General features: G+C 69.4%; 17 protein-coding genes. 13 read left to right on the top strand and 4 right to left on the bottom strand.

The window, feature by feature from the left end; all coding sequences use genetic code 11:
* Positions 1 to 90: 90 nt before the first annotated feature.
* On the top strand, positions 91 to 2,028 hold the full coding sequence (locus D7W79_RS18920; RefSeq protein ID WP_120526784.1) for a glycoside hydrolase family 15 protein: 1,938 nt from the start codon (positions 91 to 93) through the stop codon (positions 2,026 to 2,028).
* A gap of 55 nt (positions 2,029 to 2,083) precedes the next feature.
* Here D7W79_RS18920 and D7W79_RS18925 read toward each other — a convergent pair whose 3' ends face one another.
* Both D7W79_RS18925 and D7W79_RS18930 read right to left on the bottom strand, forming a co-directional pair.
* Positions 2,084 to 2,344, bottom strand: coding sequence for a hypothetical protein (locus D7W79_RS18925; protein ID WP_120526799.1), 261 nt, complete (start codon positions 2,342 to 2,344; stop codon positions 2,084 to 2,086).
* 158 nt (positions 2,345 to 2,502) lie between these two features.
* Positions 2,503 to 3,375 (bottom strand): DMT family transporter, encoded by an 873-nt coding sequence (locus tag D7W79_RS18930; RefSeq protein ID WP_120526785.1) that lies wholly within the window; start codon positions 3,373 to 3,375, stop codon positions 2,503 to 2,505.
* Positions 3,376 to 3,818: 443 nt separating this feature from the next.
* Between D7W79_RS18930 and D7W79_RS46035 the strand changes: the two genes are divergently transcribed.
* Positions 3,819 to 4,541, top strand: a complete 723-nt coding sequence (locus tag D7W79_RS46035; protein ID WP_120526786.1) for a hypothetical protein — start codon at positions 3,819 to 3,821, stop codon at positions 4,539 to 4,541.
* Positions 4,542 to 4,607: 66 nt separating this feature from the next.
* Here the strand turns inward: D7W79_RS46035 and D7W79_RS18940 are convergent, their stop codons facing one another.
* Both D7W79_RS18940 and D7W79_RS18945 read right to left on the bottom strand, forming a co-directional pair.
* Complete coding sequence (locus tag D7W79_RS18940) at positions 4,608 to 5,696, bottom strand: acyl-CoA dehydrogenase family protein (protein WP_120526787.1); 1,089 nt, start codon at positions 5,694 to 5,696, stop codon at positions 4,608 to 4,610.
* A 111-nt stretch (positions 5,697 to 5,807) separates the two neighbouring features.
* A complete protein-coding gene (locus D7W79_RS18945) occupies positions 5,808 to 6,692 on the bottom strand; it encodes a helix-turn-helix domain-containing protein (protein ID WP_120526788.1) in 885 nt (294 codons plus the stop codon).
* Positions 6,693 to 6,832: 140 nt separating this feature from the next.
* Between D7W79_RS18945 and D7W79_RS18950 the strand changes: the two genes are divergently transcribed.
* From D7W79_RS18950 to D7W79_RS18995, 11 genes are all read left to right on the top strand, one after another.
* Entirely contained in the window at positions 6,833 to 7,816 is a 984-nt protein-coding gene (locus D7W79_RS18950) for an alpha/beta fold hydrolase (RefSeq protein ID WP_120526789.1), read from the top strand.
* 96 nt (positions 7,817 to 7,912) lie between these two features.
* Positions 7,913 to 8,839 (top strand): hypothetical protein, encoded by a 927-nt coding sequence (locus D7W79_RS18955; protein WP_120526790.1) that lies wholly within the window; start codon positions 7,913 to 7,915, stop codon positions 8,837 to 8,839.
* 267 nt (positions 8,840 to 9,106) lie between these two features.
* Entirely contained in the window at positions 9,107 to 12,346 is a 3,240-nt protein-coding gene (locus D7W79_RS18960; RefSeq protein ID WP_147441971.1) for a hypothetical protein, read from the top strand.
* An 80-nt stretch (positions 12,347 to 12,426) separates the two neighbouring features.
* Positions 12,427 to 12,651 (top strand): hypothetical protein, encoded by a 225-nt coding sequence (locus D7W79_RS43250; RefSeq protein ID WP_147441972.1) that lies wholly within the window; start codon positions 12,427 to 12,429, stop codon positions 12,649 to 12,651.
* A gap of 344 nt (positions 12,652 to 12,995) precedes the next feature.
* On the top strand, positions 12,996 to 14,276 hold the full coding sequence (locus D7W79_RS18965; protein ID WP_244221844.1) for a S8 family peptidase: 1,281 nt from the start codon (positions 12,996 to 12,998) through the stop codon (positions 14,274 to 14,276).
* Positions 14,277 to 14,309: 33 nt separating this feature from the next.
* The gene (locus D7W79_RS18970; RefSeq protein ID WP_120526793.1) at positions 14,310 to 14,564 is read left to right on the top strand and encodes a hypothetical protein; all 255 of its coding nucleotides are present in this window, start codon (positions 14,310 to 14,312) and stop codon (positions 14,562 to 14,564) included.
* Between the two features lie 92 nt (positions 14,565 to 14,656).
* Positions 14,657 to 17,740 (top strand): tetratricopeptide repeat protein, encoded by a 3,084-nt coding sequence (locus D7W79_RS18975; RefSeq protein WP_120526794.1) that lies wholly within the window; start codon positions 14,657 to 14,659, stop codon positions 17,738 to 17,740.
* A complete protein-coding gene (locus D7W79_RS18980) occupies positions 17,737 to 18,630 on the top strand; it encodes a sigma factor-like helix-turn-helix DNA-binding protein (protein WP_120526795.1) in 894 nt (297 codons plus the stop codon). The genes D7W79_RS18975 and D7W79_RS18980 overlap by 4 nt, the downstream gene beginning before the upstream one ends.
* 180 nt (positions 18,631 to 18,810) lie before the next feature.
* Positions 18,811 to 19,449: a glutathione S-transferase family protein gene (locus tag D7W79_RS18985; protein ID WP_120526796.1), complete on the top strand. Its 639-nt coding sequence runs from the start codon at positions 18,811 to 18,813 to the stop codon at positions 19,447 to 19,449.
* Between the two features lie 267 nt (positions 19,450 to 19,716).
* Positions 19,717 to 20,292: a hypothetical protein gene (locus D7W79_RS18990; protein ID WP_120526797.1), complete on the top strand. Its 576-nt coding sequence runs from the start codon at positions 19,717 to 19,719 to the stop codon at positions 20,290 to 20,292.
* 361 nt (positions 20,293 to 20,653) lie between these two features.
* Complete coding sequence (locus D7W79_RS18995; protein ID WP_147441973.1) at positions 20,654 to 21,256, top strand: DUF4136 domain-containing protein; 603 nt, start codon at positions 20,654 to 20,656, stop codon at positions 21,254 to 21,256.
* Positions 21,257 to 21,300 lie beyond the last annotated feature (44 nt).

Below are 21,300 nucleotides of genomic sequence, written 5' to 3' on the forward strand. Positions count from 1 at the left end.
CTGCGTGGGTGGGCTGCCGGGTGCGGCCTTCGCGGGGGTCGCTACTTTGAGGGCGGGAGGTCGCGCTCCTGCCCCGCGACACGCCTGCTCATGGACCTCTACAGCGCCGCCAGGCGGATGGCCCGCCCCTTCCGGTTCACCAACCCGGCGTCCTACCGGGAGGTCCCCCTGGCGGGCCGCGGGGTGATTGGCGATGGATGCTCCTGCGCGCTCGTGCGGCCGGACGGTGTCATCGACTGGCTTTGCTTCCCCCGCTTCGACAGCCCGAGCGTCTTCGCGGGCATCCTCGATGACGAGAAGGGGGGCATCACCGGCATCACCCCCGTCGTGTGGCCCTTCGAGAGCCTGCAGCGCTACGACCCGGACACCAACGTCCTGGAGACGCTGTTCCGCTTCGAGCGCAAGGGGGCCATCCGCATCATCGACTACATGCCGTGGACCAACGACCCGCGCTCCACCGTCCACGAGGTGCACCGGCGCATCGAGTGCCTGGAGGGCCCGGTGGAGCTGAACATCGTCTTCGACCCGCGCTTCAATTACGGGGCGTCGCGGACGCGGGTGGAGCGGGAGGAGCACGGCCTGGTTGCCCGTGGGTCGGGAGGGGAGCGGCTGGTCGCCGTGCTCAGCGGGGAGGCGGAGTGGCGGCCCTGCGAGGCGCTGCGCGGCCAACCCTGCCGGGGAGACACGGGCCTCCAGACGCGCATCCGGATGGGGCCGGGCGAGCGGCGCTGGATGATCCTGGCGTGGGATGCCGACCGGCCGGAGCCGCTGGCCACGTACCGGCCCTTCGACCACCTGCGGGACACGCGCCAGGCCTGGCGTGAGTGGGCGCAACAGCTCCACTACGAGGGGCCGTGGCGGCACCACGTGATGCGCTCCGCGCTGGCGCTGAAGCTGCTGATGTACGGCCCCACGGGCGCGATGGTGGCCGCGCCCACCACCTCGCTCCCCGAGTGGATTGGAGGGCCTCGCAACTGGGACTACCGCTTCAGCTGGGTCCGCGACTCCGCGATGGCGGTGCGCGCCACCAACCTCCTCGGCTTCCAGCGTGAGTCGCGCGAGTTCTTCTACTTCGTGCGCGACACGTTGCAGCGCGGTGACACGCTTCAGGTGATGTACACGCTGGACGGTGCCTCCGTGCCGCCAGAGCGGGAGCTGGACCACCTGGCCGGCTTCCAGGGCTCGCGGCCGGTGCGGCTGGGGAACGATGCGAGGGACCAGTTCCAGTTCGACACCGCGGGCGCGCTGCTCGACGCGGCGTACCTCTACGAGCGCTCCGGCGGGAAGCTGCCGCTGCGCACCTGGAGGCTGCTCCGTTCGGTCATCCAGGCCACCGCCCGCCGCTGGTGCGAGCCCGACCACGGCATCTGGGAGCCGCGCCGGGAGATGCGGCACAACGTCCACTCGAAGCTCATGGGGTGGCTGGCCCTGCGCCGGGGGCAGCACCTGGCACGGCTCTTCGGGGAGGTGGCGCTGGAGCACTCCAGTGCCGCCCTGGCGGACGTCATCCGGGCGGACATCCTGCGCAACGGCGTGGATCCAACGCGCAAGCACTTCGTCGGCGTCTACGGAGGGAACGAGCCGGACGCCGCGCTGCTGCTCTTGCCCATCGTGGGCTGCTTCCGGGGGACGGATCCGTTCATCCTGAGGACGCTCGACTGGCTGCGCGCGGAGCTGGGCGCGGGCCCGTTCCTGCGCCGGTACCGGATGGATGACGGAGTAGGGGGGCCGGAGGGAGGCTTCATCCTCTGCGGCTTCTGGCTGGCGGAGGCGCTGGCGCTGGCCAATCGCATCCAGGAGGCCGAGGACGTCTTCGTCGCGCACGCGGAGGCGTCGAACCACCTGGGCCTGCTGGCGGAGGAGATCCACCCGCTGACGCGCGAGCAGTTGGGAAACTTCCCACAGGCCTTCAGCCACCTGGGCCTCATCAGCGCCGCCGCGCGCATCGACCGCGCGCTCAGGCTCCGGGACGAAGGGCAGTCAGAGCCTCCGCACCTCCTGGAGCCCGAGCCGCCAGCCATCGAGTGACCCGGTTCCTCCTCTGACAGGGCATTCCCTGTCAGAGGCGGTTGCCGCGGGAACGTCAGTTGCTCAGGCAGACCCACTTGTTGGCGGGGATCTCCTGGCAGAAGCACTCGCCAAAGGTGCCATTGGCGAACTGGCAGCCCGTCTCCGCCCCCGGAGTACAGCGGCGGGTCTGGAGCGTCTCACAGCTGCTGAGGAGCTCGGCGGAGTCCTGACCGGGCTGCATCCCGCTCTCGGCACCGTCCGTCACTTCAGCGCCACCACAGCCTATCCCGAAGATGGAGACGACGGCGAACATCGCGAACCCACGAAGAACCATGTGGCACTCCTTCTCGCTGGTGAGGTGCTGATGCAACTGCTTACGCGCGTGTTGGTCAAGCTTTACCCGCAAAGCACGATGTCATTGAAAAGCTCCGCGCGGAGCGTTCTCCGTGTTTGGGATTGCGAACAGAGGGTTGACCGGCTCCGGGGTGCCCGTCAGCGATTCGCCGTGGGAGGACGCTGCTTCGCACGCAGGCTCAGCAGCACACCCGCGAGCAGCGCAGTGCCCCCCAGGAGCAGCCGCTGGGTGAGGGGCTCTCCGAGCAGCAGCACCGCGCCCACCGCCGCGATGACCGGGACGCACAGCTGCACCACCGCCGCGCGCGCGCTGCTCAGGTGGGGCAGCGCCGCGTACCAGAGGCTGTAGCCCACGCCCGAGGCGAGCGCGCCGGACGTGACCGCGAGCAGCAGCCCCTTCGACGACGGGGGTGGGGCCGCGTCCAGGGCGCGGGCGAGCAGCACGAGCGCCAGGGCCAGCGGCACGCTGCGCACGAAGTTGCCGGCCGTTGCCGCGAGCGGGTCCGTGCTCCCACGCCCCCGCAGGCTGTAGATGCCCCACGCCACGCCCGCCGCGGCCATCAGCCCCGCGCCAATCGCGTCCGGCGCGCTCGCTCCGGGAAGCGTGAGCCCCGCGAGCCCTGCGAGTGCCACCGCGAGCCCCGCCCACTCGAGCGCGCGCGGCCGCTCACCGCGCGCGAGTCCTGCCGCGAGCATGGTGAGCTGCACGCAGCCAAAGAGCAGCAGGGCGCCCACGCCCGCCCCGATGCGCACGTACGCGAAGCTGAAGCCGGCCGCGTACACGAAGAGCGCGAGCGCCGAGGCCCAGCTCCCGTGCCCTGGCGCTCCACGGCCGCCCCGGCGGAGCCGCAGCAGCAGCGCGAGCACCAGCGCTCCCGACGCAAGCCGCACCAGCGTGAACGAACCCGCGTCGATGCTGCGCGCCGCGCCCCCCGAGAGCGCAGCGCGGCACAGCAGCGAGTTCGCGGCGAAGCCCAGGAGGGCAAGCAGGGTGAGGAGGGGAGTGCTCACGCCGAAGGGACATAGCGGGCCGCGTGACGCGCGTCACGTCCCCGGGGCATCACCTCCGGCTGAAGTGTCTCATCTCCTCTTCGACAACGGCTTCCGGGTCGTCCACTTCACGCCGCCCGGCTCGGGCTGCTCAATCCAATCCGGCACGAGACGGGGCGCGCATGGCGCAGGACGGCGCGGAACATGAGCGGCGCGGGTGTGACCTGTACGTCTTGCTGCGAATCGGAACAGGGTGATAATCCTTGTTTCACCGCTCTCTGTCACTGCCCCCCGAGGAGCTTCATTTGAAAATCCATTTCGGTGTTGCGCTCATGTCCGCGTTGGCTGTGGGGTGTGGAGCAGGAGCGCCTTCCCCAGGGACGCAGGAGGAGCTGAAGACAGACGCACAAGCCATCTCCTCCAGTTTCAATGGCTGTGCCTTCACGACTTCGGTTCCGGAGAGGGTGGCACCTTCCATCTACCCGGAATGGAACGAGGATGTCCGAGCCACCGGAAGCATCCAATGCGACACCGCGGGCTCCTACAACGTTCTGCACAACCTTCAGGTCTGGAACGCGCAATGGCAGAGCTGGGACAACTACCATTTCTGGGATCCCACCATCTACAGCCTGGCTGCCGGTACCGCGCTGAACTTCGAGAACCGCAACTGGTTGGAGCCCTTCTGCTACCGGACGTCCATGGCCATCCAGAAGTTCGATGCGAACCGCACGCTCATCTGGACGTCTCCGACGATCTACTCGTCGGCGGTCTCCCTGGGGCAGGCCTGCCCGGCGGGCGCGTGCGTTCCGACGACTTGCGCGGACCTGGGCAAGAACTGCGGCAGCGTTCCTGACGGCTGCGGCGGGACCTTGAGCTGCGGCACTTGCGGTACGGGGACGACTTGCGGCGGAAGTGGCACCGCCAACGTCTGTGGCACCGCACCGACCCTGACGCTGACCGCCACCGGCAGAGCGGGTGAACAGGTGACGTCCACGCCCGCGGGCCTGAGCGTGAACGTGGGCACGACCGGCACGGCTGCTTTCAACGCGGGAACCTCGGTCAGCCTCACCGCCTCCAACGGACGGAAAGCCATCTGGTCCGGAGCCTGTAGCAGCGCGGGTGCGAAGACCGCGAGCTGCACCTTCACCCTCACCGCGGCCAGCTCCGTCACGGCGAACATTCAATAGCCGTTCCGCTGAAGCCCGTCATCGCGGGCGAGTCCGGCGGGAAAGGCCGCGGTGAAGCGGGGCAGCTCACGTCTGGGGCGGTGGCGTCTGAAGCCCCAGCAGGGTCTTGCCGAGGAAGTCGCGGATCACCGCCGGAGACCAGGCCATCAGCGGGCCGCTCATGGCATCGCGCAGGTAGCGCTCGATGGGGTGGCTCCGCATGTAGCCCGAGCCTCCGGCGAGCTCCATGGCCGCGGTGGTGATGGCCACCGCGGCCTCATTGGCCACGACCTTGGCCTGCATCTGCAGCACGGGGAAGTCCGGCTCCCGCTGATCCGTGGCGATGGCCGCGCGCATGGCCAGCGCCCGCGCCGCCTCCAGCCGGAGGCTCATCTCCGCCACCGAGAACTGAACCCACTGCATCTCCGCGATCGCCCGGTTCTCCGGAGGCAGCTTGCGCTCCCTGGCGTATGCGATGGCGAAGGCCAGCGCCGCTTCCGCGATGCCGATGGAGATCCACGGCAGCCCCAGGGCGATGGGGTTGGGCTGGGAGGGATCCAGCCGCAGCCGCCGGGACTCCGGCAGCAGTGTGTCCTGGAAGTGCAGGAGCTGGCTGCGCGTGGCCCGCATCCCCAGGGTGTCCCAGACATCCTCCACCCGGATGGAGTCGTCCTTGTCGATGAGGAAGAAGGTGGGCTGGCCATCACACACGGCATTGGTGAGCAGGTAGCCAGCCCGCTCGCTGCCCGACACGAAGCGCTTGGCCCCGGACAGGCGCCAGCCGCCCTCGGCGCGTCGGGCCTCCTGGTGCGGCATGAGGAACATGTTGCCGCTGGTGGGCTCGGACAGGGCGTTGCCGAACCAGGCTCCCTGGCGGAACCTGTCGTTGAATGTGGCCACCAGCGCGGGCTCCGGCAGCGCCAGGAAGGCGAGCCCCGAGCCCTGATGCATCAGCCAGAGCGTCCCGAAGGAGGCGCTTCCCCGGCTCAGGATGCTGACGATGCGCCCGAAGGTCAGCCAGGAGGCGCCCTCCAGCAGCGCGGTATTCAGCGGGGAGCGGGCCATGGCCTCGAAGCCCTCGTCAGGCAGGGAGGTCTCCCGGTCATGCCGTGCGGCCTGCTCTGCCAGCAGCCGCTGGATCCGCTCCGCTTCGGCCAGGCAGTCTGAATCGCTCATCGTTCGTTGGAGCTGTGACATGGAGGCGTCAGACATTAGCCCAGGCCCACGGGGCGGCGCAGCCCGTCCAGGATGCGCCCACGGCGCTGGGAGTCCTGCATCCGCGCGCCGTCATGGGCCACCTCCGGGTGCGGCCCGGGCGAGCTCCGTCGGGCTCATGCCCAGGAAGCGGCGCAGGCAGCGGGCCATGTGGCTTGGGTGTGAGAAGCCCGCCTCCATCGCGATCTCCGTCAGGCTCTTGCGCCCTTCCGTCAAGCGCAGCCGCGCGCGCTCCACGCGACGCTCCAGCACGAACCGATGCACCGGCATCCCCGTGGCCTGTTTGAACAGCGGCTTGAAGTGAGACAGGCTGAACCCCGCCACCGTCGCCAGCTCCGCCAGCGTCAGGTCCTCGTCCAGGTGCGCCTCGATGTACTCGACCACCCGCCGCAGCCGCCACGCCGGCAATGCATGGCGACGCCCGGTCGCCGAGGCCCCCGTATGGGATTGCGACGCGACCAGCCGCGCGGCGAGCGCCGTCGCCAGGCTGTCCACGAAGAGCCTCCCCCCCGGATATCCATCGTGGTCCTCGGCCTGCATCATCCAGCCGATGCGCTCGACCTGCGGGTCCCGGATGTGGATGGCTGGATCCAGTGCCGCCCCTTGCGCCCCCAACCCCAGGGACTCCGCGGCCTCCCGGATCAGCGCGGGCGTCAGCCGCAGGAGCAGCGACCGCGCCGGGCCTGACAACGTCCACCGCGTGCTCGACCCCGCCGGGACCACGCAGAACTGACCGTGGAGGCGCGCGCCCTGACGCTCGGCATTCCCCACGCGATACGTCACCGGCACCGGCTCCCCCACGTGCAGACAGAGGACATGGCGGTCATCCACCGGCGAGTCGAACCGCCCGGACGGAACCGGAGACGTGAGCACGTCGAGCAACGGCATGCGCTCCGGGCCAAGGCTCTTCAGCAGCGCGGCCGGAAGGCTCGGGTAGCACGAGGGTCGATCGGTCATCGCGGGAACCTTCTCCTTGGGGCTGCCGGGCCGCAACACGGAAGATCATCCGTTTGTGCCCGGGAACGGCCAGCGGTGCGCGCGCCGAAAAGGGACTCGCTGCAATCCTTGGCGCGTTCTCTCCTTCTGGAGTTCTCCCCATGAGACGTCGTTTCTTCCTCAAGTGCGCGGGTCTCGCCCTCGCGGTCAGCACGCTCGGCGCTTGCGCCTCACACCCGGAGGTCCACTCCCCCTCGGCTGGCGTCACGGCGGCCCGGGTGACGGACGCGGCGGCCTGGCGCGCGGCGCGACGCTTCGCCCCGCTCCCGTTCGGAAAAATTGCCTATGTGGAGCGCGGCTCGGGTGACGCGGCCCTGTTCCTCCACGGAGCCCCCCTCAATGGCTTCCAATGGCGCGGCGCGTTCGACCGGCTGTGCGACGTCCGGCGCTGCATCGCCCCGGACTTCATGGGCCTGGGCTACTCGGAGGTCCCCGAGTCCCAGCCGCTGGCCGCCACGGACCAGGTGGACATGCTCGCGGCCCTGCTCGACTCGCTCGGCGTCTCCCAGGTGGACATCGTCGCCAGTGACAGCGGCGGCGCGGTCGCCCAGCTCTTCCTGGTCAGGTTCCCGCAGCGGGTCCGGACGCTCCTCCTGACGAACTGCGACACCGAGCCGAACAGCCCTCCGCCCAAGGTGATGCCGGCCATCGAGATGTCTCGCGCCGGGACGCTCGCGGCCTCCACCGCGGAGTGGCTCACCGACCCGGCCCTGGCCCGCTCGACGTTCGGCGCGGCGGTCTTCCACAATCCCAACACCCTCACCCCCGAAGTCATCGAGACCTACGCCTCGCCCGTCGTGAGCTCGCCGAAGCGGCGGGCGCAGTACCACGCCTTCCACAAGGCGCTGCTCCCCAACCCGCTGGCGGGAATCGAGGCGAAGCTCCTTCGCACCCACGTCCCGGTCCGCATCGTCTGGGGCCAGAGCGACGACATCTTCTCGAACGAGGACGCGCACTACCTCGACCGCACGTTCCCCGGCTCGCAGGGGATCCGCTTCGTGCCGGGCGGGAAGCTGTTCTTCCAGGAGGAGAACCCCGACATCATCGCGGAGGAGGCCCTCCGTCTGTGGAAGGTCCATTCCTGAGCGTCGAGGTGACACGCGGAGTCCATCTGTACACGGGGCGCCACGGGAGGCGTCGTTCCCGGCCTTCCGGCGCCGGTCCGTAGTAGGAACGCCCCGATGTCCGACCTCGACGACGCCGCGCTCCTGGAACTGCTGGACCTGACCTTCGACGCACTCTGTGCGTCCCGCGTCTCGGATTGGGTGGACCCCGACCGGGTTCTCGCCGCGGTCGACCTCGCCCTGACGCCCGAGCGGGTGACGGGCTGGCACGCCCGGCTGGGGATCCCCCTGCGCACGCGCCTGCTCGCGCGCGCGGCGAAGAGCGGCATCAAGCTGGGCGCGTGGCTCCCCGCCGAGGCCACCGCGTCCCTGACGGCGCTCCTGGGCAAGCCGGTGCACCTGCCTCGCAAGGCCATCGATGAAATGGTGGCGTCCGAGCAGGTGCGGGAGACCGTGCGCACCACGCTCCAGGAGACCCTGTCGTCGCTGGTGAGCAAGGTCATCGCGGGAGCCCCCGGGGCGGGCGGCTCCGGGCTGAGGGATGCGCTGAGCTGGGGCGCGCGAGCGGCGGCCTCGGCGGGCAAGGGACTCCTGGGGGGCCTGGGCGGCAGCTTGCAGGACCGCGTGCGCGAGGTCATCGACGGCTCCATGGCCCTGGTGCAGCGGCGGATCGCCGACCGGCTGGCCAGCGAGGAGACCGCCCGCGCCCTGGGGGCACGGCGTCAGAAGCTCTTCCTGTCCACCCTGGAGAAGACGGAGGCCGAGGCCGCGCAGGCGCTGAGCCAGGTGCCCCACGAGCACCTCGACTCCCTGGCGCCCCAGGTGCTTGCGCACAACCTCGCGCGCCCCGAAGTGCGCGAGGGGCTGAAGGCCGAGCTCCACGCGGTCCTGGAGGACCTCTCACGGCACACGGTGGGGGAGCTGCTCGAACAGGCCGGCCTGCGGGACGCGACACGCCAGTGGCTGCATGCGCACGGCCTGCCCTTCGCGCGCACGCTGGCACGTTCCGCACCCGTCATCGCCTGGCGGCGCTCCAGGCCGTAGGCCGCGCCGACGTCATCGCTCTCCTGTCGATTCGGACACCTGCCATGTGACGGTGTCGGCGAGCGACCCATCAGGATTCGAGCCGTTCGCGCCATGCCTTCAGCGTGCCGACGAGGTCCGCGGAGAGTCCGCCGAACCACGGCTTGTCGGCGGAAGAATTGCGTCCGCACTCAATGATTGACATGTCGCCAGGTGGAGTGGCACGGACCACACCCGGGCTTTCCCAGGCATGTCCTGGCATGATGCGCCCCAGAACGGGCCCCCTCCATGCCAAAAATCGCAGAGCGCGCGCGGAAGTTCCTGGAGCAGGACGACAAACCACGGCAACTCCTGGCCCGCGCCGGACAGGCACGACAGTCCGCGGACGCGTTGATGCGGGTTCTCTACGTCGACTACCTGGTGGAGGCCGACTGCGACTACCTCCAGGAACTGATGAACCTCCGCACCCAACTGTCGATGGCGGAGTACGAAGGCCTCGGCCCCCGTTCGCGCGCCAGCCGCGAGGTGCCGACCTCGGAGTCCGGAGAGATCGAGTTCCGGGCGGACGCGGTTCCCGAGGTCGTGGACCTCTCGAAGCCGGTGGACAAGCACGCCGCCAAGAAGCCTCCCAAGGGCGAGTCCGTCCGCGCCATCGTCACCCGGGCCATGCTGGATCCACGGGTGGGCCCCCAAGACACCGAAACGCTATTCGACCGCACGTGGAATGACCCCAGCAACCTCGCCCTGCGTGAGATGCGCAAGCGAGAGGACAGGCTGTCCCCAGGCGACGTCGTCCGCGTCCGCTTCACCCAGCCCCTCCGTCCCAGGAGGCTGAGTGCGAGTGGCCGCTGGACCGGGGATGTGCACGCCCTGGACGACTCCGTCGTCAATTACGGCCGCTCGGCTCAGGGCCTGCCGGACAACTGGCGCGAGCTGATTGGCGGCATGCGGGAGGATCCAATCACCCGGGACTCCTATCTCCTGACGTACGTCGGGGAGCTCGCGGACGCCATGGAGATGCTCCAGTACAAGCTGGACGTCATGGACCGCGTCTGCAAGCGCTGGGAGCAGATCGCCGCGGACGCCCAGCCCCTCCAGGCCCTGAGAAGGAAATGGAAGGCCGACGAGCAGGCCTTGAGGGCGCGCATCACGGAGAAGGAGCGGGAGCGTCGCAAGACGCTCAGCCACCACTCGGGCGGCAACAGCAAGGATCGACGCATGCTGGCGAAGTCAGACGTCGCCGCCAAGAGCCGCGCGAAAGATGAACTCTCCCTCAAGCGAAAGACCTACCGGGAAGAGGAGAGCAGTCTCTCCACCCAGCTTCGCGTGAAGGTGGACGCACGCATTTTGGCGCACGGCAAGGACATTCCCCAGTTGTTCGGTCGGGTGTCGCCGGACCGGCGGAACATCCGCGCGCGGTTGGAGTTGGCTGGGTGTCTGCTGTTGCCGCATCCCTGCCCCATGGGCGGTGTCTTTCCCTCCCACGAATACTGCGTCATCAGCCGTTCCGCCCAGGAGGCCTCGCGCTACGACTTCCTCATCCAGCATGCCAACCGGCTGATCCGCAAATACGAGTTCCTGGAGACGGACAAGGCGCGCCGGGTCCTCGACAGCCGGGACGGCTGCATCTGCATCATGTTCGCGGAGGAGCTGAGCAGCGACGGCGAGCATTATGTCTATGTGCCCTTCTTTGGAATCTCGGGAGGGGCCAGTGCGGACTTCCCCCGGGACACCTACCTGAAGCGCCTGGGCGTTCCGTCGCTGGAGGGGGAGCAGTCGAATCCGGAGGCAAGCGCGAAGATGGGCCGTGCGGGTGAGCGGCTGGTGGAGCGCTTCTTCAAGCTCTTCAAATTCTTCGACCAGCGCAAGGCGCTCAACCTCAAGGTGCCCGCCAAGCAGGCCATGCTGAGCTACATGGGGTACATGGATGCGGACTGGTTGACGGAACACGCCCTGCACCAGCACCTGCACAACATCGAAAGCTGGAACTCCATCCAGTGCGCGGAGCCGTCCGCGGTGATGGCCGCCGCGCAGCTCTACTACCGCATGGCGGACATGGAGCTGAGCGTGCCTTTCGAGGGAGAGGTGCGCATCGATTTCAAGGACCACAGCGGCAACGGTTGGGGCAAGGAGACGTGCGGCCGCTGCGCCATCTCCGAGATGACCTTCGCGGGTGTGGTGAAATCCGGTGACCGCAAACAGGTCCGCATGAAGTCGGTCATCATGCGCAAGGAGGACGTGGACGAAGCCCACGCGAAGGACCGGCTGGAGTTCAAGGCCGCGCTCGGTCCGGAGCTGGTCTACAACCGCGACCGGAGCCGCGAAGCCTATGGCGCGCGCCCGCTGATGGACTCGATCACCAAGCGGGATGAACAGTTTCCCGCCATGGAGCGCTTCCACGGCCTGGGAATCGCGCAATCCAGCTCGCGACCGTTCTGGCAGAACAATCGGAAGCAGGGGCGGCCACTTCCCTCTCCCTCCCCCGACGCCATCCCCGCGCTCATCCAGCGGTATGGCCTCCAGGGCATCTTCTGCGCGGACGCCGGCGAGGACTCGAGGCGGGCCGTGCTCGACCCCGCGGCCGCCTTCAAGGCGCTCCAGGAGGATGCCCGCGGGCACCAGAAGGAACTCCAGGCCACGCTGGACCGGGCGTCGAGGAAGGAGGGCGGCACGGATTTCGATGTCACCCTCCAGCAGGCCCTTGCGCTCTCCGTCCTGGTGCAGATCGATGGAGCGAAGTCACTCGATGAGGCCTACCGCGAGTTGAGATCGCTGCCGGACAGTGTCTCCCTTTCTGGTACCAGCGACGCCGCGATGCATGGCTTCGTGCTGAACGCGATGGTGGAGGCGCTGGCTGGAATCCAGTCCTCCTTCCCGGAAGCCCACGACCCGTTCACGCCGGGCGCCGATGCGTTCTCCTCACCCGTGGAGGCCTGGACGACGGTGGGCAGCCACTCCCTCACGTCCGAGCACCGGCGGATGTTGGAGACGGAGCGCACCGAATACCTGGAGGATCGGGTCATCGACGCGTTCGTCGCCGTCATCGAACAGTCGCGTGCCCGCGTCAGCAGCCGCTACGACATCCCCGTGGGGGTGCTCGTGGGAAACGGACGCTGGGTGCCTCCCCAGGGACTGCAGACACCGAGGACCGGGGCGACGGTCGAGCTCCAGGTCCTCAACGTGGGTGGCAACCACTGGGTGCTGGCGGTCCGCTTCCCCGGGGAGAGCCAGACCGCGGCATATCTCTATGATCCGCTCCAACGCGGTCCGCCGTCCCCTGAATTGAAGACACGGGTCCGGCGCTGCTTTGGCCGGCATGACCTGGTCGTGACTGCGCTCACCGGTCCCCGGCAGCCGGGTGGCCATGAATGTGGCGCCTACGTCAGCGCCGCCATCGAGGTGCTGACGCGCGATCCCCAGACCCCTGAGACGGCGCGCGAGGCGCTGAGGCGGGCGCTTTTCAATAACGACACCATCCGCGGCAATATGTTCCAGTCCCTCCAGGACAATGCGTTGCATTGGATGTGAGAAGTGCTCCCTCGCATCGCGAGGCCATTCATTCACATCCCAGACTGCTCCCCGCCGTTCAAACCCAGCTCGGAGTTCATGTGAACCAGACAAAGGCGAAGAAGTCGCTGACCGGCATCGCGCTGTGGGGAGGACTCGCCGCGGGGTCCGCGCTGGCCATGGTCCCCAGCTTCACGCCGGCCTCGCCGGAGTCCGCGACGCCGCTGCGTCGGCAGTGCTCCCTTTCCTGTGCGGACTGCAACACCAACGCTGATTGTGGAGCAGGGGGCGGCATCTGCTCGACCCGGACTTGTTACTCCAAGTAGCCGTCCCCGGCCCAGACCGGAGGCCCGGGGCCGGCCTCCCATGCTGCGGGGGCAGTCCCAGGTGCTCCAGCCCCACTCCGGTCCTGGAGGCGACGGGGGCCCTGGCTTGACTGGATGAGGTCTTCCTGTCGCTGGTGGAGGCGAACCTGCGTGTGGGCGCGTCCCGGTTCCGTAGACAGGTTGATGATGCTGCCAGCCTGCTCGGGTGGAGGTTTCGGACGTTTCGCGACCCCGCGGGGCAGGGACCACTTTGAGTCAGAAAGCGTTACTGCTCTGGAAGGCCGCGCCAGCGTTGCTTTCCCGGCTTCTGGCCGAAGCTGGAAGTGCCACCCCCGGGGGAACCCATGTCGCTGAAGCTCCTGTCTCGGACGGTCGCGTCCGCCTGCGTGCTGTTCCTGCTGTCGGCGTGCCAGAGCGCGGGCAATCCCATCCCGCCACCCGATGACACACCCTGCCGTGGCACCGCGTCCGTACAGGCACCCGTGCGCGAGAAGTTCCTCAGGGTCGCGAAGCCGGTCTCCGGTGAGTACGTCGTCGTGCTCAAGGAGCCCCAGGAAGGGGGCGCCGCGTCGACGCCGGTGGTGGTCGCGCGGAACCTCACCGAGCGCTTCGGCGGCAAGGCCTTCCACGTGTACGCGCACGCGCTGCGGGGCTTCGCCGCGCGCATGAGCGAGAAGCAGGCCCGTGCCATGTCCGCCGCGCCCGAGGTGGAGTACGTGCAACAGAATGGCGTGGTGACGCTGGATGAGAGCCAGTCCGATGCGACGTGGGGGATTGACCGCATCGACCAGCGCGACCTGCCGCTCAATCAGCTCTACCAGTACCAGACGCAGGGCCGGGGCGTGCACGTGTACGTCATCGACACGGGCCTGCGCCCCACGCACAAGGAGTTCGCCGGGCGGGCGGACATCGCCTTCGATGCCGTCGACGATGGCCGCAACGGCGTGGACTGCAACGGCCATGGCACCCACGTGGCCGCCACGGTGGGCGGCAACGTGTATGGCATTGCCAAGAGCGCGTCGCTGCACGCCGTCCGCGTGCTGGACTGCGAGGGCTCCGGGACGACAGCGGGCGCGGTGGCGGGCGTGGACTGGGTGACCGAGCACCACCAGTCCCCGGCGGTGGCCAACATGAGCCTGGGCGGCGGGGAGGACGCGGCGCTCGACGATGCCGTGCGCCACTCCATCGCGTTGGGCGTGACGTATGTGCTGGCGGCGGGCAACGAGAACCAGGACGCGTGCAGGCGCTCTCCCGCGCGCACCGCCGAGGCCATCACCGTGGGTGCCACCACCAGCGTGGACCGGCGGGCGTCCTTCTCCAACCATGGCGACTGCGTGGACGTCTTCGCGCCCGGCGAGGGCATCCTCTCGGCCTGGGCCAGCGACGACACGGCGACCCGAACGCTGAGCGGCACGTCCATGGCCACGCCGCATGTCACCGGCATCGTCGCGCTCTTCCTGGAGGCCCATCCTGCCTCCTCGCCGCAGGAGGTCATCACCGCCATGACGGGCAACGCCACGCCGGACAAGGTGGCCAACCCCGGGCACTGCTCCCCGAACCGGATGGCCTACTCGGGCTTCATCGCACCCCTGCGGGCCCCCACCGTCCGGAACGGCGGGGAGTAGGCACGTCCTGCGTCCGCGCCCGAGCTCCGCTTCATGGGCTACGGCGGCAAGGGGGAGTTCGCCGCGACCACCCGCGACGTCTCCGATACGCCCCTCTTCTCGTTCAAGGGGAGCGCGAAGGATGCCGCCAACGCCATCAGAGGCTGGGGCACGGGCACCGGCAAGGCCCTGGGCGGCGCGGTCGCGAACCCCTCCAGCGGCACCGCGGGCCTGGGCGAGGCCCCCAGCACCGCGTCCCTCAACCAGCAGCTGTCCGCCGGCCGCCATGCCGGAGGCGTGCGCGCCTGAGGTCCCAGCGCGCCCCCGCCGGCCGGGGGCGCACTAGGAGGGAAAACAACTTTCACGGGGATAGCGGGGTGTCCTGTTAGACTCTCCTCGCGATGACGGCGTGCCCGGACGAAACGACGTTGAGCGACTTCCTGGAGGGGCGGCTCTCCGAGGAGGTCCGGGCGCGCGTCGTGGCGCACCTGGAAGGCTGCGCGGACTGTCAGTGGGTGCTGGCGGTGGGCAACGACGCCCTCCCCGGGGACGCGGCGCCGGAGCCGCGCCCGCCCCCGCTGGCCCGGGGGGCCACGCTCTCCCGCTACGTGGTGCTGGAGCGGCTGGGCGCCGGGGCCATGGGCGTGGTGTACGCCGCCTATGACCCGGAGCTGGACCGGCAGGTGGCCCTCAAGGTGGTGCGTCCGGAGGGCCGCCACGTGGAGGAGCTCCAGCGGCGGCTCCTGCTGGAGGCGCAGGCGCTGGCGCGACTGTCCCATCCGCACGTCGTCACGCTGTACGACGTGGGGACGTATGGGGAGTGCGTCTTCCTGGCCATGGAGCTGGTGGACGGCACGACGCTGCAGGGCTGGCTCCAGACGCCACGCGCGTGGGCGGACGTCCTGCGCATCTTCCAGGACGCGGGGCGGGGGCTCGCGGCGGCGCACGCGGCGGGGCTGGTGCACCGCGACTTCAAGCCGGCGAACGTGCTCGTCGGGAAGAGCGGCGGGGTGTGGGTCACCGACTTCGGCATGGCCCGTCCCCTCAACCGCGAGCAGGGACTGGCGGCGCGGGTGGAGCCGAAGGCCGCCACGTCCACGCTGAGCCCCCTCACCCGCACGGGCGTGCTCCTGGGGACGCCCGCGTACATGGCGCCGGAGCTGGTGCGGGGCCAGCGGGCGGACGCGCTGTCGGATCAATTCAGCTTCTGCGTGGCCTTGTACGAGGCCCTCTTCGGCGTGCGCCCCTTCGAGGGCGACAGCCTGGAGGAGATGGCCCGGGCCGCGGAGGAGGGCCGCGTGCGGCCTCCGCCGCGCGACGTGAAGGTGCCGGCCCGGTTGCGGCGCGCGGTGCTGCGCGGCCTGCGGGCCCGGCCCGAGGAGCGCTTCGCCTCCATGGAGGCGCTGCTGACGGCGCTCACCCCGCCGTCGCGGCGCGAGCGCGTGTGGGTGGCGACCGCGGTCGTGGCCTCCCTGCTGGTAGGGGCGCTCGTGTACGGCCTGGCGCCCCGGCACCCGACGCGCTGCGAGCAGGAGGTGGCGAAGCTCGCCGGGGCGTGGGGGCCCGCGCGGCGCGAGCGGATCCACGCGGCCTTCCTCGCCACGGGCGTGCCGTACGCCGCGAAGGCATGGGACACGATGGCCGCCACGCTGGATGCGCACGCGGCCCAGTGGCGCACGCTGCGCACCGAGGCCTGCCTGGCCGCGACCGTCGATGACATGAGCATGGCCTGGCAAACGGAGACGTGCCTGGATGCCCGGCTCTGGCAGTTCGCCGCCGTCGCCGAGGTGCTGGAGAGGGCGGATGCGCGGACGGTGCAGAACGCGCAGCAGCTGGCGGCCTCGCTGGAGGGGCTGACCGGGTGCAAGGACACGTCGGCGCTCTCCTCCCGTCCGCAGCCCCCGGATGCGCTCGCCGCGCGGGTGGACACGGCCCGGCGCAAGCTCACGCAGGCGCAGGCCTCGCTGGAGGCAGGCCGCTACCCGGAGGGACTCGCGCTGACGACGGCGCTCCTCGGAGAGATTCAGGGGCTCGACTTCCGGCCGCTGGAGGCGGAGGTGCTGCTCGCCCATGGCACCCTGCTCGCGCAGAACGGCAAGCTCAAGGATGCGGAGGACCACCTCTACAAGGCCGTGTTCGCGGCCGAGGCCGGGCACGATGACGAGATGGCGGCTCGTGCGTGGAGCCTCCTCGTCTGGGTCGTGGGCGATTTGCAGGCTCGCGCCGCGGACGTGGAGCGGATCATCCAGCACGCCCAGGCCGCGGTGACGCGGCTGGGGCCCGAGCGCTTCCCCTCCGTCACCATGGACCTGAACCTGTGGCTGGGAGCGGTGCTCATCCAGCAGGGGAAGCTGGACCGCGCGGAGGCGGAGATCTCCCAGGGGCTCGCGCTCGCGCGGAAGACCTACGGCGAGGACCACCTGCGCACCGCCCACTTCATGCACAACCTGGGGCGCATCTACTCCCGCCAGAACCGGAACGAGGAGGCGCTGGCCCTGCATCGTCAGGTCCTGGCGCTGCGCGAGCGCCACCTGGGCCCCCAGCACCCCCTCCTCACCGCCACGCTCAACAGCCTCGCCGGGGCCTACATGGGGCTGGGGCAGCTGGACGAGGCCATCGCCCTCTGGCGCCGCATCATCCAGATCACGGACGCGGCCCACCTGCCGGAGCACGTGGGGCTCGCGAACTCGCTGGGGAACCTGGGCACCGCGCTGCGCGGCAAGGGAGAGCTCGATGAGGCGCGGCGGAGCCTGGAGCGGGGGCGCGACATCCTGGAGCGCATCCATGGGCCGGACCATCCCCAGGTGGCCGTGATGCTGGAGGAGCTGGCGCTGGTGGCGCACGACGCGGGCCGGTTCGACGAGGCCTTGCGACTGGCGACCGACGGCCTGGCGCGGATCCGGCGCTCCCTGGGACCGGAGACGCCACGGGCCCAGAGCATCCTGAGATCGCGCGGGCGCATCCTGCTCAAGCTGGGACGCACCGCCGAGGCCCGGAAGGACCTGCTGGCGGCGCTGAAGCTCCTGGAGAAGGAGGAGGGCCCCGACGGCCCCAGCGCGACGTTCGTTCACCATTACCTGGCGGATGTCGCGATGGCGGAGGGGAATGCGCGCGAAGCGCTTGGCCAGTGCAAGCACGCGCTGATGCTCGACGAGCGGAGACTGTCGCCGCGGTCGCTGATGATCGCGGCGGACCTGTCCTGCATCGGAGAGGCGCTGCTGGCCCAGAAGGCTCCCGCGGAAGCAGAGCCCCTGCTGGAGCGCGCGCGCCAGATTCAACAGCAGTTGACCGGGGAGGCGATGCTCGCGGGCTGGACGTCCTTCCTGCTGGCCCGGGCGCTCAGCGAGAAGCGCACGAACCCCGACCCCGTGCGCGCCGCCGCCCTGGCGGAGGAGGCCCGCGTCAAGCTGGCGGCGCTGGGCGTGAAGGCGCGGAAGGACCTGGAGCAGGTCCTCGCCTGGCAGCGACGGGAGGCACGCAGATGAGCGGCCCCGTGGAAGCAGACAGCCTGGCCGCGCTGCTGCGCTCGCACGTGCCTCCGGAGCGCCGCGCGCAGCTGGACGGAGTGGAGGACCTGGAGGCGCTCCTGCGCGGACACCTGACGGTGGCGCGGGAGGCCTGGCCCACGGTGGCGCTCGCCACGGAGTCGTTCTTGAGGCATCTGGCGCTGCACCTGCCGGACGCGGGCGCGGAGGCCGTGCTGCGCGAGTGCCATGCCGCGGACCTGTACCTCGCGTGTGCCTGCGGCGAAGGCCACCCCGCGGCCCTGCGCGCCTTCGAACAGCACCTGCTCCAGCAGGTGCCCTCCCGGCTCGGCTCCATGCCGCGCACCCAGGTGGACGAGGCGCTCCAGCTCTTGCGCGAGCGGTTGTTGATGGGCTCCGGCGGTGAGCCGCCCAGGATCCTCACGTACTCGGGCCGGGGGGCGCTGCTCGCCTGGGTGGTCATCTCCACCGCGCGCATCGCCAGCCAGCTCAAGACCCGGGACGAGCGCCAGGAGTTGTTCGACGAGCCCCCCGAGGCGCTCGTGCAGCTGCTGTCCACGGGGGACCCGGAACACGAACTGCTGCGCAAGGACCTGCGCGCGCTGCTGGTGGACGTACTCCGCAAGGTGCTGGAGGCCTTGCCCCCGCGAGAGCGCACGCTGCTGAGGCTGCACCACCTGCACGGCTTCACGATGGACCGGCTCGCGACGATGTATGGGGAGTCCCGCTCCGGCGTGGCGCGCCGGGTCCTCCAGTCCCGCGAGCGGCTGCTCAAGCTCCTGCGCGCGGAGCTGGCCGGGCGGCTGAAGCCAGACGATGCCGCGCTGGACAGCCTGCTGGGGCTGGTGAACAGCCAGCTCGACCTGAGCCTGAACCGGCTGATGGGCTGAGCCCGGTTCGCGCCACGGAAGATCCTTGCTGACTCAAGGGGAGACGTCATGAATCGGATGAGGGTGTTCGTGATTGTCATTGCGGTCCTCCTTGCGATGCCTGAGCTTCGGCGGCGGTACCCTGGCCGGATGCCCAACGAGACCTGCACGATGCACCCGTGCGTGGAGTAGGGTGCGCGCATGCTCAAGGTCTATGGCTTCTCCCGAGTGAACAAGATGGCCCACGGCAAGACCCGCGACCTGCGCGTGCTGTGGGCGCTGGAGGAGATGGGGCTGCCGTACGAGGTCGTGGGGATGGATCATCCACAGCAAGACCTCGATACGCCGGCGTATCGGGCGCTCAATCCGTTCGGACAGATTCCGGTGATTGACGACGACGGCGTGGTCGTCACCGAGTCGGGCGCCATCCTGCTCTACCTCGCCCGCAAGAGCGGCAAGCTGATGCCGCGCGACCTCGCCGGCGAAGCGCAGGTGCTGCGCTGGTGCGTCGCGGCGCTGAACACGATTGAGGTCCCGATCCTGACCGCGTGGTTCGTCGACATCAGCGGCGGCAAGGGCACCCAGGCGAGCAATGCGCTTCACCAGTGGGGGGACATGCGCCTGAAGCAGCTCGACGGCTGGCTCGCGGGCAGGGAGTTCATCGCGACCGACGCGTTCACCGTCGCGGACCTCTTGATGACGCATGTGCTGGGCGCCGGCACCGACGAGAGTGTCGTCAAGGCCCATCCCAACGTGCTCGCCTTCCAGAAGCGCTGCATCGCGCGCCCGGCCTGGAAGAGGGCGTTCGACGCCTACTGCGACCGCGTCGAAGCGACCTGAGCGCGGCTTCACCTTCAGGGGGTTCATGCCTCTCGCGTACGCGTAGAAGGCAAACGGGCCACGGTCGAGGCCGGGTCAATCACATCGCACCCGAATGACCCGGGGAAACCCCTTAGGGCGAACTCCGGGTGGGCCGGCCAATGAGATGGAAATCCTTTGCGTCCATTGGAATTGCCTGAATTGCTTGTCTTGATTTGATTTGCGGGTAATCCCAGTGTTAGAGAGGAATTGGCTCCGGCCAACACCAGACACCACAGGACAAGACCCATGACGAGCAACGTGAAGCGCTTCCTGGCCGCCTCCCTGCTGTCCCTCATGCCGTCGGTCGCGCTCGCCGAGCAGTACGGCGTCGAAGACCTCCTCTCCCAGCGCCACGACTATGTGAGCGTCGTCAAGGAGGAGACGATCCAGCTTCCCTCGGGCCGCCTGGAAGGAAACGCGTCGCTGCGCCCGGCGACCACCATCAACGACTTCTACATCTCCAACTGGACCGGCGTGAACACCTTCGCCGGCTACTCCGTGACGGGCACGCCCAATCCGCTGCCGCCCTCGCCCCTGCCCCCCGTCGCGCCGCCCGCCATCTCGGGCTATTTCCAGATGATCACCCCCCTGCTGACGCCGCTGACCCAGCTCTACTACTACACGACCAACGCGGCGGATCCGACCGGCGCCGCGAAGACGTGCCGCTGGATCCTGACGCTCACCGTCACCAACGGCGTCTGCTCGGGCACCATCAACCAGGCCGCCTTCGGCACGCAGGGCGTCATCTGCTCGCTCAGCAACTCGCAGACCTTCGTCGACCCCATGACGTGCCAGGCCCAGGTCGTCACCGCCATCCAGTAGCCTGAAACGCGCTCGCCGCTGGCGCCCCTCTCATGGGGGCGCCAGCGGCGGACGAGCCCACATCTCCTGCATCACCCGCCGCGACGCCGCGCGATGACCATGCGAGTTCGCCGAGCATGGCCGTCCCGCGCGAGCGGCCAGGCAAGGGGCTGCGCACCACGCTGACCGCCGCGTCGCGGAAGGGGGGCCGCGGCGAGCTGGGGGAACGGAACCAACCCTCCGTAAGCCTGACGCGGTTCACATCCGGAGGCAGGCCCGGAACACAGGGGCCCGCTTCCACCTACGCGAGGCGTTGTCCCCAGGCTGCCGCGTCCTCAGCCTCTTCCAAGGCGGGCACTCAGCCCACGAGGGAGACAAAGCCATGAGAACAAGACACGGTACCCACTTCGGATTCGCCCTGATCGTCGGAACAATGCTGTTCGCCGCGGGCTGCGCCTCGACGAGCGTTGGCAAGACCTGGAAGAGCCCGGCGCTCGCCCAGCTTCCCCCCGTCAAGAAGGTTGTCGTCGTGGCGATGGTGCCGAGCGAGGCCACCCGGCAGCAGCTGGAGCAGGAACTGGTGTCGCAGCTGTCTGAGAAGGGCGTCCAGGCCGTCAAGAGCTCCGACGTCCTCCCTGCGGGAGCGAAGCCCGATAAGGACACGCTCCGGAGCGCTACCGAAGGCAAGGGGTACGACGGCATCCTGGTGGCCCGCTTCGCCGGGACCCATGAGGAGGTCAACGCCGCTCCCTCCATGTCCTACTACGACTACGTCGGGGTCTACGGTCCAGCGGCCTACTCCGTGACGGAGGAGGCGCGGATGCAGGTCAGCCTCTTCGACGCCCGAAGCGAGAACGGACAGCTGCTCTGGAGCACGAACACCAAGACCTACGAGACCTCGGACGTGCAGAAAGAGGTCCCGGGCCTCGCGAATGCCATCGTCAAGAGCATGGCCAAGGACCACGTGGTGGGGAGCGCGAGCTGACGCCAGCCGCGCAACGGCGGCTTTCAAGGCAGGGGGGCGGAACC

It is taken from the genome of Corallococcus exercitus (assembly GCF_003611585.1).
In the GTDB taxonomy this organism is placed as follows: Bacteria; Myxococcota; Myxococcia; order Myxococcales; family Myxococcaceae; genus Corallococcus; species Corallococcus exercitus.

Bases quoted from the DNA above. Each gene is read 5' to 3' on its own strand.
- D7W79_RS18920 (WP_120526784.1), top strand. From the start codon at position 91: ATGGACCTCTACAGCGCCGCCAGGCGGATGGCCCGCCCCTTCCGGTTC.
- D7W79_RS18925 (WP_120526799.1), bottom strand. From the start codon at position 2,344: ATGGTTCTTCGTGGGTTCGCGATGTTCGCCGTCGTCTCCATCTTCGGG.
- D7W79_RS18940 (WP_120526787.1), bottom strand. From the start codon at position 5,696: ATGAGCGATTCAGACTGCCTGGCCGAAGCGGAGCGGATCCAGCGGCTG.
- D7W79_RS18945 (WP_120526788.1), bottom strand. From the start codon at position 6,692: ATGACCGATCGACCCTCGTGCTACCCGAGCCTTCCGGCCGCGCTGCTG.
- D7W79_RS18950 (WP_120526789.1), top strand. From the start codon at position 6,833: ATGAGACGTCGTTTCTTCCTCAAGTGCGCGGGTCTCGCCCTCGCGGTC.
- D7W79_RS18955 (WP_120526790.1), top strand. From the start codon at position 7,913: ATGTCCGACCTCGACGACGCCGCGCTCCTGGAACTGCTGGACCTGACC.
- D7W79_RS18960 (WP_147441971.1), top strand. From the start codon at position 9,107: ATGCCAAAAATCGCAGAGCGCGCGCGGAAGTTCCTGGAGCAGGACGAC.
- D7W79_RS18965 (WP_244221844.1), top strand. From the start codon at position 12,996: ATGTCGCTGAAGCTCCTGTCTCGGACGGTCGCGTCCGCCTGCGTGCTG.
- D7W79_RS18970 (WP_120526793.1), top strand. From the start codon at position 14,310: ATGGGCTACGGCGGCAAGGGGGAGTTCGCCGCGACCACCCGCGACGTC.
- D7W79_RS18975 (WP_120526794.1), top strand. From the start codon at position 14,657: ATGACGGCGTGCCCGGACGAAACGACGTTGAGCGACTTCCTGGAGGGG.
- D7W79_RS18980 (WP_120526795.1), top strand. From the start codon at position 17,737: ATGAGCGGCCCCGTGGAAGCAGACAGCCTGGCCGCGCTGCTGCGCTCG.
- D7W79_RS18985 (WP_120526796.1), top strand. From the start codon at position 18,811: ATGCTCAAGGTCTATGGCTTCTCCCGAGTGAACAAGATGGCCCACGGC.
- D7W79_RS18990 (WP_120526797.1), top strand. From the start codon at position 19,717: ATGACGAGCAACGTGAAGCGCTTCCTGGCCGCCTCCCTGCTGTCCCTC.
- D7W79_RS18995 (WP_147441973.1), top strand. From the start codon at position 20,654: ATGAGAACAAGACACGGTACCCACTTCGGATTCGCCCTGATCGTCGGA.